Below are 13,382 nucleotides of genomic sequence, written 5' to 3' on the forward strand. Positions count from 1 at the left end.
GGGGGGGGGGGGGGGGGGGGGGGGGGGGGGCGGGGGGCCCCCCCCCGGGGGGGGGGCCCCCCCCCCGGGGGGCCCCCCGGCCCCGCGGTGGTGCGGCGGCCTCACCGGCGGCTGACGAGCAGCCCGTGCGTCGGAGTACCGGGCGGTGGCGGGCTCAGCAGAGGATGACTTCGAAGGCTGTGGCCGGTCGGCCGCCGTAGCGCTGGCCCGCGGTCTGCGCCATGGCGGTGAGGAGTCCGCGGGCGTCGGCCATCCAGTTGCCGGGTCCGAGTCCGTCGAGATAGGCCCGGTGTGCCTCGAGCGAGGCTATGGCGGTGTCGAGTGCGCCGGTGATGTCGACGGCGTGGGTGGCGAACGGCGAGCCCGCGACGGCTGCGTAGCGCACTCCCGCCCACGGGGCGGAACTGAGATCGGTGTGCAGGTGCCGGTTCCCGGCGTCGGCGACGGCGTCCAGGGCGGCGCGGCCGACGTTGCGGTGGTCCGGTGTGTTCCAGCGCGGCCCGGGCCAGGTCTCATGGTGGTTGAAGGTGACCACGAGGTCGGGGCGGTGCCTGCGGATGGCGGCGGCGAAGTCCCGGCGCAGCGGCGGGCCGTACTCGACCAGTCCGTCTGGGTGGTCGAGGAACTCGACCGAGGTGACGCCGACGATCGCTGCGCTGGCGATTTGTTCGGCTTCACGCAGTCCCGCGGCCTTCTCCGGTGCCATGGACGCGATACCGGCTTCGCCTCTTGTCGCGAGGAGGTAGGCGACTTTCTTTCCGGCGGCGGTCCATGACGCGATCGCTCCGGCCGCCCCGTACTCCAGGTCGTCGGGGTGGGCGACGATGGCCAGGGCCGTCTCCCAGTCGTCGGGGAACGGTTGGAAGTCGTCTTGGCCGGCTGGTGCTGGGGTCACGGTGTCTTTCCTTTCGGTGGGGATCGGTGCGGGCCCCGCCCGCCGGGGTGCGGATGCGGCGGGCGGGCGGGGCCGTCCGTGACGGTCAGCAGCAGACGGCGCCGGAGACCTGGGCTTCTTCCTTCGCGGCGGGGTCGCAGCAGGCACCGGCCTCGGCCGCTGCGGAACTGGTGCCGCAGCACGGGGAGGGGGCGGGCGCGGTCGGGGCGGGAGGTGCCGCGGACTGCGGGCCGCAGCAGGATGGCGCGGAGGTGGTCGGCTCGCTCATGGGTGGACGCCTTTCATGGAGAGGATCGCCGACCAGCGGCAAGCCGCTGTTTCGACGTTTGTCGATGTCCACTCTGGACGTACATATCGACATCTGTCAATATAGAAGTATGTCGAATAATGAGGCGCGGGTCCTCCCGGTCGTCGAGGGCCAGACCGGCGCATGCTGTCCACCACTGGCTTCGGCCCCCCTCTCCGAAGCCGATTCGCGTCGGATGGCGGCCATGTTCAAGGCGCTGTCGGATCCGGTGCGGCTGCGACTGTTCTCCCGCATCGCCGCACACCCCAGCGGCGAGGCGTGCGTCTGCGACATCTCCGATGTCGGCGTTTCCCAACCCACCGTCTCCCACCACCTGAGGAAGCTGCGCGAGGCCGGGCTGCTGATCTCCGAGCGCCGGGGCACCTGGGTCTACTACCGGGCGGCGCCGACCGCGCTGAACGACATGCGGCGCATGCTCGACGACTAGGCCGACGGGGGGGTCCGGCGTCCAGGCCGGTGGCCGCAGGCGGTCAACGGCCTCCCGCCCGGGGCGCCGGCCAGCTCCCCTGCGCGGAGGCGGTGCGCGGCGCGGACCGTGGCGGGCGGGTCTTGCCCGGACAGGGTGGCGGCGCGCCCGCCCCCAGGGGCGGATGTGGTCGTCGCCTCCCCTGGTGGCCCGGTGAGGGCGGGCGGGCGGCGGTTAGTGTGGCGGGAGGCGTACCAAAAGCGGGTGGTGGGCCCCCTTGCGCGGCCTGCGGTTGGGAGCGTTCCCGGGCAGGGGTGCGGGTGTGCCCGCCGACCGGCGCAGTGGTGAGTGGGGGTTGGCTCGTGCAGGTCGAGGTGTGGTTCGACGTCGTCTGCCCGTGGTGTTACATCGGCAAGCGCCGTCTGGAGAGGGCCCTGGAGCGGTTCGGGCACGCCGAGGGGGTGCGGGTGCTCTGGCGCGGTTTCCAGCTCGACCCGGCCTTTCCGCAGGGGCGCAGCCAGCCGGTCTACGACGCGCTGGCGCGCAAGATGGGCGCGACCCGGGAGCAGGTGCGCGCCATGACCGAACAGGTGATGCGGGTGGCCGCCCAGGAGGGGTTGGAGTACGACTTCGCGAACGGGGTCATGATCAACACCTTCGACGTGCACCGTGTGCTGCGCCTGGCGGGCGAGCGCGGTCTGGGAGGGCGGGCGCACGAGGCGTTCCTGCGTGCCCAGCTGGTGGAGGCCCGGGACCTGAGCCGGGCCGAGGCCGTGGTGGAGGTGGCCGTGGGGGCGGGGCTGGAGGCCGGGCAGGTGCGCGCGGTGCTGGAGGGGGACGGTTACGCCCAGGACGTGCGCGAGGACATGGCCACCGCCCAGCAGCTGGGGGTGAGCGGGGTGCCCTTCTTCGTGCTGGACCGCTCCTTCGGGCTCTCGGGCGCCCAGCCGGTGGAGGTGCTGGTGTCGGCGTTGGAGAAGGCCCACCAGGGGGCGCGGGGGTGAGGGCCGCGGACGGCGGTCTCCCCCGGCGGGGGGAGGCGCCTCCCCCCGGGTGGTGAGGCCGGGCGGGGGCGGTGCGCGCGAGTGTGGGGTGTCGCGTCCGTCGGGGAACACAGGGAGCCGCCATGTCCGCCGCATCGCCGTTGAGCACACCGCCTCCGTTGGAGCCCGCGCCCGCCCTGCGGGTGTCCTGGGCGGTCCTGGCCTGGTCGGCCCTGGCCGTGGCCCTGGGGCTGGGGTGGTGGGGCGGACTGGTCCCGGTGGGGGCTGAGGACGCCGCCGGGTTCGGGGTCTTCCTCGTTCCGGGGACGGTCGCGGCGTCCGCGGCGGCCCTGGCCGTGGGGGTGACGGGTGCGGTGTGCGCCGTGGTCGCGCTGGGCGGGCGCGGCGGGGGCCGCCTGGTCGGGGCGGTGGCCTGGGTGCTGGCCGCCGTGGTGCTGGTGGTCTTCGTCAACGGTCAGCTGCTGGCCTGGTTGGGGTATGCGATGATCCTGCCGGTCCTGGTGTGGTTCCAGCCCGAGGTGGGCCCGGCCTGGGTGGCGGCGACCCTCACCCCCCTGCACCTGAGCACCCTGTTCTTCACCGCGGGGGTGGCGGTGTGGGCGGTGGCGGGCCTGTCCTGGCGCCGTGCGGCCCGTGGCGGCTGTGCCCGGTGCGGGCGGGGCCCGGGGTGGGACGCCGACCGTGAGCGCGCCGTGCGGGTGCGGGCGCTGCGGGTGGGGCGCCTGGCGGTGGCCCTGGCGTGTGTGTGCGCCCTGTTCTACCCGGCGCTGCGCCTGCCGTGGATCTTCGGTGTGCCGGTGGGGATGGACGCTGAGGAGTTCGCGGCCCTGGCCGCGCGGGAGGACATGGTGCTCACCGGGGTCAGTCTGGGGGCGGCCGCGCTGGTGGGTGTGGTGTTGATGCTGGGGCTGGTGCAGCGGTGGGGTGTGCGTTTTCCGTGGTGGATGGCGGGGTTGCGCGGGCGCAGGGTCCCGGTGGGGTTGGCGGTGGTGCCCGCGGCGCTGGTGGCGGTGGCGCTGGTCGCGATGGGTCGCAGCGCGGTGGGCGAGCTGGTGCGGGGTCCGGCGTCGTTGCTGACCACCGATCCGGTGCACGCGGCGGCGTTCGCGTCCATGGCGGTGTGGGGTGCGGCGCTGGGGGTGGCGGTGGCCGCCTACGCGGTGCGCCGGCGGGCCGGGTGCGGGGTGTGCGGGCGCGGCCTGCCCGAGGCCGCGCCCGGTGACCTGCCCGTGCGGGGGTGAGGTCCCCCGCCGCGCCCGGGCGCCCGGGCGCGGCGGGGCTTTGGGAGGGAGGGAGACCGGGTATCCGCTGTTCAGGGAAACGTGCGGGAGCGCGCGCACCGGTTCCGGTCCGCGCGCGGGCGTGCGACGATGGGGTTTCTGGTCACGAGGTGAGGGGGCGGGTAGGGGTCCGGCACACAGAACGCCTACCGCGCCAGATTCCGGGGTGCTGCCATGCCGGTGCAGAACGCGTCCAACGAGTTGATGGTCTCCCTGGTACGGGCCGGTCACCTGGCCACCTTCGAGGAGCTGCCCTCCCTGATCGCCAAGAAGGCCGAGGCCGCCGGCCTGTCCCAGGCGCGTGTCTACCTGGCCGACCACCAGCAGCAGGTGCTGCGGGAGGTGACCGGCCGGGGGGTGGACGCCCACGAGGGCGGTGAGGACCTCATGGTGGACGACTCGCTGGCCGGGCAGGCCTATGTCACGGGTGTGGCGGTGCGGGTGCAGGGCCAGGAGCGGTACTGGGTGCCCGTGCTGGAGGGCGCCGAGCGCCTGGGTGTGCTGCACGTGGCCTACGCGGGTGATCCGGACCGCTCGGCCATGCGTGATCTGGCCTCGATGGTGGCGTTGCTGATGATCGCCAAGCGTTCCAACAGTGACGCCTACGCCCGGTTGGTCAGGGTCAGTCCGATGTCGGTGTCGGCGGAGATGCAGTGGACGCTGATGCCGCCGGGGACCTTCGCCGACTCGCGGGTGACGATCTCGGCGGCCACCGAGCCGGCCTATGACAACGCCGGGGACGCCTTCGACTACGCCCTGGCCGGGGAGACCGCGCATCTGGCGATGTTCGACGCGATGGGGCACGACACCGCGGCGGGTCTGATCGCGAACCTGGCGGTGGGTGCGTTCCGCAACGAGCGGCGCCGGGGCACGCCGTTGGCGGAGATCTCCCGGGGGGTGGAGTCCACGCTGATCGCGGAGTTCGTGCGCACCCGTTTCGCCACCGCGATCCTGGCGGAGCTGAACATGGCCACCGGGGAGTTGGACTGGGTCAACTGCGGTCACCTGCCGCCGGTGCTGATCCGGGGCGGTCAGGTGCGTGATCTGGAGTGCGAGCCCTCCCACCCGTTGGGGATGGATCTGGGGTTGCCGGTGACGGTGTGCCGGGAGCAGCTGCAGCCGGGTGACCGTCTGCTGTTGTACACCGACGGCATCATCGAGGCCCGTGACTCCCAGGGGCGCGAGTTCGGGGTGGACCGGTTCGTGGACTTCGTCATCCGCCACCAGGCCGACAACATGCCGGTCCCCGAGACGTTGCGTCGTCTGGTGCACGCGGTGTTGGAGTACCACCACGGGCAGTTCGGTGACGACGCCACCGTGCTGTTCTGTGAGTGGCACGGGTGAGGCCGTGCGGCGGGTGACGGTGGCCCCTCCCTCGGGAGGGGCCACCGGGGGGTGGGGGTGGGGAGAGGGACTGGTGGGTGCGGCGGTGGGGAGGAGGCCGGTGCCGTGGGAGGGGATGGTTCCCCTGGTTCCCACCCCGGGGTGGTCACCCGCAAGCCATGATGGGGTGCCCCGGGCGGCGAGGCAATACGTAGTCGCTACGTAGTCCGCGGGCGGGGCCGGGGCTACGCAGGTCGGCCCCGCTCCGTGTGGGGCGGCTCAGACGGGGCGTTGGGCCACCACCGAGAAGGTCAGCGGGATGCGTGGGGCTCCCTCGGGCAGGTGCCAGCCCCGGGGGCCGTGGACGAGTTCGGGGAAGGCGGGCCAGTCCATGTGGGGGTGCTCCCCCAGGGCCCGCACCACCAGACCGGCTTCCAGCAGCGAGCCGACCACCTCGGCCAGGTCGTGGCGCCACTGGTGGTTGACGGTGGCGGTGATGGTGTCCGCGGGTCCGTCGGTGTAGGTGAGGGCCTCGTCGTGGGTGCGCGCTCCCCCGCCGCCGAGGTAGTCGTCGCTGATCCGCCAGGGGGCGAAGTCCAGGGCGCCCAGGAGGGGGTGGTCGTCGCGGACCATGAACACCCCGCCCGGTTCCAGCAGGTCATGGACGGAACGGGCCCAGGAGCGCAGTTCGGGCAGCCACACGATGGTGCCGGTGCTGGTGACCACGACCTCGAAGCGGCGGTCGATGAACCGGGAGGCGTTGCGGGCGTCCCCCCGGACCCAGGTGATGTCGGCGCCGTCGGCGCGGGCGATGCGGCGGGCGTGGTCCAGGGATCGGGGTGACAGGTCCAGGCCGTGGACGTCCGCGGCGCCCAGGCGGGCCCAGCACACGGTGTCGGTGCCGATGTGGCACTGCAGGTGCAGCAGTGACCTGCCCGCGACCGTACCCCCGGGCAGGTGGGGGGCCAGGACCTCCAGGTCCCGGCGTACGACCGGGGACAGGGCCGAGGGGTCGGTGAGCAGTCCCTCGACGTCGTACATGCGGGAGCGCGCGTGCACGTCGGCGCGCTGGTCCCAGTTGGCGCGGTTGTCGGCGATGGCCTGGTCGTACTCGCTCATGGGTGGCGCCACCTCGCGGACGCGGATCGGGAGAAGGGCCGGGTGCGGGCGCGGGCATCCTCCCGGCCGGACGGCGCCGAGTCCACCGGATTTTCGCCGCCTCAGGTGGGGGCGGGGGTGTGGGGCGCGGACAGGTCGCGGCGCGAGTGGAGGCCGAGTTTGGCCAGGGCGTTGGCCACGTGGGTCTCCACGGTGCGCGGGGACAGGTGGAGCAGGTCGGCGATCTGGCGGTTGGTGTGCCCCTGGGCTGCCAGGGCGGCGATCTCCCCCTCCCGGGGGGAGAGGCGGCCGTCGCGGCGTGCGGGTGCGGCGGGGGCGGCGGGGACGCCGTGGGCGCGCAGGGTGCGGCGTACGCGTGCGGCGTCCCAGGCGGCGCCGATCAGGGTGTACTCCTCCAGGGCGGCGCGCAGGGCGGCCACTCCCTGTTCCCGGTGGCGGCCGCCGCCCTGGGACAGGCGGGTGCGGGCGGCCTCCTCGCGGACCTGGGCGGCGTCGTAGGGGCGGGGCATGGCCTGGTAGGCGTCCCGGGCGTCGGTGTACAGGTCCAGGGCGCGGGTGTGGTCGCCGCGGTGGTGGGCCAGGGTCGCTTCCAGGCGCAGCAGGGCGGCGTCGGCGGCCGGGGCGCTGGTGCCGCGCAGGCCCGCGCGCATGCGGGTGCACAGGTCCTGGGCGAGGTCGCCGCGTCCGGTCCGGGGCAGGGCCCCGACGCCGGGGACCAGGTCGGTGGCCCAGACCCAGATGCCCTTGCTGGCGACCAGGGACACCAGTTCCTCCACGTGGGACCAGGCCTGGTCGGCGTCGTCGCGGGCCAGGGCCAGGCGGGCCAGGAGTCCGGCGGCGAAGGCGCGTACCGGCACGGTGTAGTCGGGGCCGGGGGGCCGGTCCGGTGGGCGGGGGGTGAAGCGGGACAGGTGGGTGTGGGCGGTGGCGGCCTCCCCCTGGGCCAGGGCCAGGGCGGCCCGGACCAGGGTGAGTTCGGCGGTGACCGAGTGCAGGTGGGCCAGGTGGGGTGCGTCCAGGTGGCGTTCGGTCTCCTGGGCCAGGGCCGCCCAGTGGCCGCGCGCCCAGTCCAGCATCAGCCGGAGGGCCTGGGCGCTCTCGTGGAAGTAGGGGGCCTCCGCGGCGGGGTACCAGCGGGTGGTCTGGGCCAGGTGGTGGTCGGCGCGGTCGTAGTGGCCCAGCATGACGGCGGCGTCGGCGAGGTTGAGGGAGGCGCGGGCGAACTCGCGGCGTCGGGCGAGGATCCGTGGTGTGGGGTGGGGGTGGGCGGCGCCGGGGTCGGGCAGGTCCGCCTCCCAGGCGGCGGGGTCGCCGATCTGGGCGAGCAGGGTGGCCCGGTTGACGGCGACGCTGTGGCCCACGGCCTCGTCCTGGCTGCGGCGGGCGGCGGCCACGGCCTGGTCGATCCAGCGGCGGTGGGTGTCGACGGCGTCGGGGGTGCTGCGGGGGACGGCCAGGGCGCACATGGCGCGGGCGGCCAGGCCGGGGCGGGTGGCGAGTTCGGCGGCGGCGCGGACGAGTTCGCCGCGGGCGGTGCGCCCCTGGGCGGCCTGGTTGAGCAGGAGCAGGCCCAGTTCCATGCGGAGTTGGCCGCGTTCGGGGGTGGTGAGCCCGGGGGCGGCCAGGACGTCACGCAGCAGGGTGATGGTGTGTTCGGCGGAGATGCCGGTCAGGGCGGCGCGGCCGAGTTTGAGGGCCAGGTCGGCGCGGCGGCGGGCGGGCAGGTCGGGGCGGGTCAGGGCGTCGCGGAGCAGGGTGACGGCGGTGGTGTCCTCGCCTTGGGCCAGGGCCTGGTCGGCGGCGTGTTCTGCGTGGTCGGTCCACTCCCGCAGGCGGGCGCACTCGCGGGCGTGGTGGGCCAGGCGGGCGTGGGGAGGGTCGGGGTCCTGGGCCAGGGCGGCCAGGGCGGCGCGGTGCAGGCGGCGGCGGGTTCCGTGGGGCAGGGCGTCGTGGCAGACGCGGGCCAGCAGGGGTGTGGCCGGGGCCAGGGCGGCCGGGGAGGCGGTGCGCAGCAGGCCCAGGCGCAGGGCGCGGGAGAGGGCCTTGTCGGCGCGTGGGATGGTCAGGTCCGCTACGCGGGCCAGGTCGGTTTCGGTGCTGGGGTGGTTCAGGACGGCGGCGGCGCGGACCAGGCGTCGGGTGTCGCGGTCCAGGCGGTGCAGGCGTTCCAGGAGCCAGTCGCGCAGGGTCGGGGGGACGGGGGGTTCTTCGGTTGGTAGTGGGCCGGGGGCGGCGGTCAGGTGGTGCAGGGTTTCCACGGCGGCCAGGGGCAGGCCCGCGGTCCAGGTGTGCAGGTGGTGGATCTGGGTGTCGGTGAGTGTGGCGGGGGCGAGGATGTGGTGGGCCAGGGCGCGTAGGTGTTCGGGGGTGAGCGGGGGCAGGGTGAGGTGGTGGTGGGAAGTGGTGGGGGGTGTGCGGGTGGCCAGGGCCGCCACGGGGAAGTCGGCGGGGAGTTCCTCGGGGCGGTAGGTCAGGACCAGGCCCAGGTGCGGGGGCAGGCGCGGGGTCAGGTAGGTGAGCAGGTCGCGGGTGTGGGGGTCGGCCCAGTGCAGGTCCTCCAGGACGAGCAGGGCGGGGCCCAGGGCGTCCAGGAGTTCGGCCAGGGCCCGGTGCAGGCGGTGGTCCTGGGCGGCGGGTGTGGTGGCGGGCGGGGGCGGCGGGGGCAGGTGGGAGGCGTGTTCGGGCAGGAGGGGGTGCAGGGCGCCGCACAGGGGGGTGAGGTGTTCGGGCAGGGTGGCGGTGCGCAGGGCCTCCACCACGGGCGCCAGGGGGAAGGGCGGGGTGCGGGGCGGGCAGTGTCCGGTCAGGACGGGCAGGTCGGGGCCTGGGTCGAGTTCGTGGACCAGGCGGGTCTTGCCCGTTCCGGCGGCTCCGGTCAGCAGGACGAGGGCGCCGGGGCGGGCCGCGGTGCGCAGCTGGTGCCGTTGCTTGTCACGGCCGACGAGCGGGGGAGGACACACCCACCCGACGGTATAGCGACGCAGGGCGACGGAAAAGGGGGTCTGCGTGACGTGTTCGCGTCCTGGGGGCGCGGGGGGTGTGCGCGGTGTTCAGCCGAGTAGGTCCCAGCGGTTGCCCGCGATGTCGAGGAAGACCGCGACGCGGCCGTAGGGTTCGGTGCGCGGCGGGGTGAGGAAGCGGACTCCGGCGGCGCTCATCCTGGCGTGGGCGGCGTCGAAGTCGTCCACGCGCAGGAAGAACCCGACGCGCCCCGCGGCCTGCGCGCCGACCGCGGCGGTCTGGTGGTCGCCGTCGGCGCGGGCCAGGAGCAGGCCCGTGGCCCCGTCGGGCGGGGCGCACCACGACCCACCGTTTGGGGCGGCCGTCGTTGGTCAGGGAGGGCGGGTCCTCGGCGAGGGTGAAGCCCAGGGCGTTGACGAAGAAGTCGATCGCGGGGTCGTAGTCCTCGACGGTGACGGTGACCAGGTCCAGGCGCATGGGTGCCAGCCTAGGGGCGGTCCTCGCTCAGTGGTCGGCGACCACGGTGTTCTGGCAGGCGGCCAGCGGCCAGTCCCCCTCCTCCCTGGCCATGACGTAGGTCGGACTGCCCTCGGGGTGGGGGCGGGGTCGCCTTCGGAGGGTGTGCGGTAGCTCTGGCGTACCTTGACGGCGGCCACGTCGGGGCGCAGGAAGAGGATGTGGACCGGCTCGTAGGTGGCGGTGGAGGCGTCGGGGAGGACACCGCGGGTGAACTCGCCTATGGCGTCGCGGCCGACCAGCAGCCGGCCGCCGCCGGTGGTCCAGATGGCGTCGGCGCGGAACAGGGCCAGGAACGCCTCGGGGCTTCGGGTCCTCTGGGCGCGTTCGAGGTCGGCCACGACCCGGGTGATCGCCGCGACGTCGGCGGGGTCGGCGTGGGCGGGGGTGAGTGTGGTTTCCATGACCGCCAGCCTGTCGCCTCAACCATAGTTGAGGTCAATGCGGTGCCGTGTGGCCGCGATCACCCTGCGGTCGCCCGCCGGTGACCAGCGGGCGCGGGAGCGTTCACGCGGGCGTGGCCGCCCGGACGGGCCTGCGTCACCCGGGCTTGGGGGCCCGGTGGTCCCTTACTGCGTGGCGGGGAGGAGCTCCCCGTTCGCCAGGGACCCTGAGGAGTGCGTGTGGCGGAGCGTGGCGGGACGTGGATGAGCGGTGCGGGCGCGATGGCGGTGGCGTTGGGTGCGACGGTGCTGGGCGCGGTCCCGGCCCACGCCGAGGAGGTGCCGGTGGTGCGGTACCGGGTGGAGACGCCGCCGGTGTTCAACGACGACAACGACGCCGACGCCGATGACCCGGCGATCTGGGTGCACCCCCGCCGGGACGCGGCGAGCCTGGTCATCACCACCGCCAAGGAGGGCGGCCTCTACGTCCACGACCTGGGCGGACGCGAGGTGCAGCACGTCGCGGCTCCCCCGGCGCCGGGGCCGGGGGACGCGGTCGGGCGGTTGAACAACGTCGACGTCGTCTACGGTTTCGAGCTGGGCGGGCGCCGGGTGGACCTGGCGGTGGTCTCGGACCGGGGCCGCGACCAGGTGCGCGTCTACGCGGTCGACGCCCGGGCGGCGGCCCGGGGTCGGGCGCCGCTGACCGACGTCACCGACGCCGAGGGGGCGCCGTTCGTCTTCTCCGCCGACCAGGCCGAGGTGAACGAGGCCTTCACCGCCTACGGTCTGACCACCTGGTCCGACGGTGAGGACGTCTACGCGGTGGTGAGCAGGAGCGACGGCGCCAGGCTGGCCCTGCTCAGGCTCGTCGCCCGTGGCGGGGCGGTCGGTTACGAGCACGTGGCCCAGGCGGACCTGCCCACCTCCTTCCCGCTGCCGGACGGGTCGGTGTGGGAGCCGTGCGTGGACCCGGGTGAGCTGCCCGTGGCCGAGGGCCTGGTGGTGGACGCCGAGCGCGGTCTGCTGTACGTGGGCTATGAGCAGGTGGGGGTGCTGCGGATGCCGGCGGACCTGTCGGCGGCCCCGGAGCTGGTGGACACCGTCGCGGAGTTCGGTGTTCCCGCCCGTTACGACGCCGGGGCCGACGACTGCGTCCAGGGCGAGGACCCCGGGTTCGGCGGTTCCCTGCTCAGCGCCGACGTGGAGGGGCTCGCGCTCTACCGGGCCTCCGACGGGGAGGGGTACCTGATCGCCTCCAGCCAGGGCAGTGACACCTTCGTGGTCTACGACCGCGACCCGGGCACCGGCAACGCTCCCCTGGGCTCCTTCCGGGTCGGTTCGCGCGGGGACATGGTCAGCCACACCGACGGCATCGAGGTGCTGAACGTGCCCGTGGGGCGTTTCCGCGGCGGGCTGTTCGTCTCCCAGGACGGTGAGAACCAGCCGGACGCGGTCGGTGAGGACGGGGAGGTCCGCGAGCAGACCAACGTCAAGTTCACCCGGTGGGAGGACATCGCCGCCGTCTTCGAGCCCGGGCTGGCCGTGGACACCGAGGGCTGGCACCCGCGCCGGTAGGGTCCCGGTTCGCACCCGGGCGGGGTGTCAGCCGCCCCTCCTGCCGGGGCGGGGGGTGGGGCGGGGCAGCGCCGCCGTGCGGAAGGGGCGCGCGCACAGGGCCGCTACCGCGGCCGCGCCCGCCCCGGTCCCCCACAGGACCAGCAGGACGGTCACCGGGAGGGTCCGCGCGAGCACGCCGATGAGCGGGTTGGCCCACAGCAGCGGTAGCCACTGGGCGAGGGCCACCACCGACTGGGCGCGGCCGACCGCGTCCGGGGGGCAGCCGGTCATGAACAGCGCGGCGACGTGGGTGGAGAAGGCGCCGGTGCCCAGACCGGCGGCCAGGGACAGCAGGCAGAAGGCCGTGGGCCCCGGGGCGGCCGCGGCGGCCGCGATCCCCGCCCCGGCGGTGAGCATGCCCAGGGCGGCGGCCAGACCGGCGCGGGGGGCGGTGCCGCGCCACAGGACCACCGCGCTCACGCAGGCCATACCGACGCCGAAGGCGCCCGCCGCCGTCCCCGTGGTCACCGCGTCCCATCCTCGTGCGGCGCAGACCACCGGTACCAGGAGTGAGGAGAAGGGGATGACGAACACGGCGAAGGCCCCGGTGAGCAGCACCACCGCGCGGAGCACCGGCGCACCGAACACGATCGCCAGCCCGCGCCCGACCCGGTGGTGCGGCCCCGGGGCGGTGTCGGCGGAGGGTGTGCGCCGTGCCCGGGAGCGCACCCGGAGCAGCACGGCGAGCATCACCAGGTAGGCCAGGGCTCCGATCGCGTAGGTGGCGGGCAGCCCGGCGAGGGTGAGCGCGGCGCCGCCCAGGGGAGGCCCGCACAGCGCGGTGCCCTGGAGGACGATCTGCCGGGCCGCCATGGCGCGGCCCATGGCGGCGGCGGGGACCAGGAGTTGGGGGACCGAGGCCGAGGCCGGGAGGTGGAGCGCGTCGACCGTGCCCAAGGCCAGCGCGGTCACGACCATGAGGGCCGGTCCGGGGTCGGTCAGGGACATGGCCCAGGCGCCCGCGAGGGCCATCGGGCACAGGGCGAGGTGGGTTGCCGTGATGACGGGCAGGGCGCCGATGCGGTCGCTCAGCGCTCCCCCGTGCAGGGTCAGCAGGACGCGGGGGGCGACCTGTGCCGAGAGCACGGCGGCGGCCGTGCCGGGGCTGAGCAGGGCCGCGTGCCACACCAGGCCGAAGACCAGGGTCTGGGTGCCGAGTGCCGACACCCCGGTTCCGGCCAGCCAGGTCCAGTAGAGCCGGGAGGGTGCGTGGTGCTCGCGCGCTGTCAGGGGGGCCTCCGTGCCGCGGGGTCTGCCGGTGGTCTGGGCGGGCACGGTAGCGCACGGCTCGGACAGGGGCCGCGCGATGATCGTTCCGCCGCTGCTCCGGCGGCGTCGTCTCTTCCCCCGGCCCTCCTCCGCCCGGTGGTGTGGTGTCGCGGGGGTCTGGTCGTTGTGGACCCCCGGAAGGCGGGTGCCCTACGCTGTCGGCGCCCCGGAAAAAAGTTCGGCGGCCGTGTCGATCCCCGCCCGCGCCCGTTCGACCTAGGAGTGAGAAGCGGCCCCGCACCCGGGGCCCACCACACCCAGGGAGACCACCATGAAGTACATGCTCATCATGCGCGCCA

The 13,382-nt window shown here is 74.7% G+C and carries 10 protein-coding genes and 2 pseudogenes; 5 read left to right on the top strand and 7 right to left on the bottom strand.

The features are described 5' to 3' along the window. Positions 1 to 154: 154 nt before the first annotated feature. Entirely contained in the window at positions 155 to 895 is a 741-nt protein-coding gene (locus FYW95_RS27025) for a PIG-L deacetylase family protein (RefSeq protein WP_159940259.1), read from the bottom strand. A gap of 491 nt (positions 896 to 1,386) precedes the next feature. Between FYW95_RS27025 and FYW95_RS27030 the strand changes: the two genes are divergently transcribed. The 4 genes from FYW95_RS27030 (at position 1,387) to FYW95_RS27045 (ending at position 5,236) form a co-directional block, all read left to right on the top strand. Then, complete coding sequence (locus FYW95_RS27030; protein WP_305081015.1) at positions 1,387 to 1,629, top strand: ArsR/SmtB family transcription factor; 243 nt, start codon at positions 1,387 to 1,389, stop codon at positions 1,627 to 1,629. A gap of 341 nt (positions 1,630 to 1,970) precedes the next feature. Then, positions 1,971 to 2,612 carry a DsbA family oxidoreductase gene (locus FYW95_RS27035; RefSeq protein ID WP_159940277.1) on the top strand — a complete coding sequence of 214 codons (642 nt, stop codon included), beginning with the start codon at positions 1,971 to 1,973 and terminating at the stop codon, positions 2,610 to 2,612. A gap of 122 nt (positions 2,613 to 2,734) precedes the next feature. Next, positions 2,735 to 3,853, top strand: a complete 1,119-nt coding sequence (locus FYW95_RS27040) for a hypothetical protein (protein ID WP_236567591.1) — start codon at positions 2,735 to 2,737, stop codon at positions 3,851 to 3,853. Between the two features lie 213 nt (positions 3,854 to 4,066). Further along, positions 4,067 to 5,236, top strand: a complete 1,170-nt coding sequence (locus FYW95_RS27045; protein WP_159940261.1) for a PP2C family protein-serine/threonine phosphatase — start codon at positions 4,067 to 4,069, stop codon at positions 5,234 to 5,236. Between the two features lie 258 nt (positions 5,237 to 5,494). On the opposite strand, the gene FYW95_RS27050 is transcribed toward FYW95_RS27045, so the two are convergent. From FYW95_RS27050 to FYW95_RS27065, 5 genes and pseudogenes are all read right to left on the bottom strand, one after another. Beyond that, complete coding sequence (locus FYW95_RS27050; RefSeq protein WP_159940263.1) at positions 5,495 to 6,334, bottom strand: class I SAM-dependent methyltransferase; 840 nt, start codon at positions 6,332 to 6,334, stop codon at positions 5,495 to 5,497. A gap of 101 nt (positions 6,335 to 6,435) precedes the next feature. Beyond that, positions 6,436 to 9,294 carry a helix-turn-helix transcriptional regulator gene (locus FYW95_RS28765; RefSeq protein ID WP_159940265.1) on the bottom strand — a complete coding sequence of 953 codons (2,859 nt, stop codon included), beginning with the start codon at positions 9,292 to 9,294 and terminating at the stop codon, positions 6,436 to 6,438. A 90-nt stretch (positions 9,295 to 9,384) separates the two neighbouring features. After that, the gene (locus tag FYW95_RS28565; protein ID WP_370462344.1) at positions 9,385 to 9,606 is read right to left on the bottom strand and encodes a VOC family protein; all 222 of its coding nucleotides are present in this window, start codon (positions 9,604 to 9,606) and stop codon (positions 9,385 to 9,387) included. Between the two features lie 88 nt (positions 9,607 to 9,694). Then, a pseudogene (locus tag FYW95_RS29040) lies at positions 9,695 to 9,772 on the bottom strand (VOC family protein); the annotation flags it as partial. Positions 9,773 to 9,894: 122 nt separating this feature from the next. Continuing rightward, positions 9,895 to 10,215: pseudogene (locus tag FYW95_RS27065) on the bottom strand (SgcJ/EcaC family oxidoreductase); the annotation flags it as partial. Between the two features lie 219 nt (positions 10,216 to 10,434). On the opposite strand from FYW95_RS27065, the gene FYW95_RS27070 reads away from it, so the two are divergent. Then, positions 10,435 to 11,772, top strand: coding sequence for a phytase (locus FYW95_RS27070; protein WP_236572346.1), 1,338 nt, complete (start codon positions 10,435 to 10,437; stop codon positions 11,770 to 11,772). A gap of 27 nt (positions 11,773 to 11,799) precedes the next feature. Here the strand turns inward: FYW95_RS27070 and FYW95_RS27075 are convergent, their stop codons facing one another. Further along, entirely contained in the window at positions 11,800 to 13,089 is a 1,290-nt protein-coding gene (locus FYW95_RS27075; protein ID WP_160050995.1) for an MFS transporter, read from the bottom strand. Positions 13,090 to 13,382 lie beyond the last annotated feature (293 nt).

It is taken from the genome of Nocardiopsis sp. FR4 (assembly GCF_009830945.1).
GTDB lineage: Bacteria > Actinomycetota > Actinomycetes > Streptosporangiales > Streptosporangiaceae > Nocardiopsis.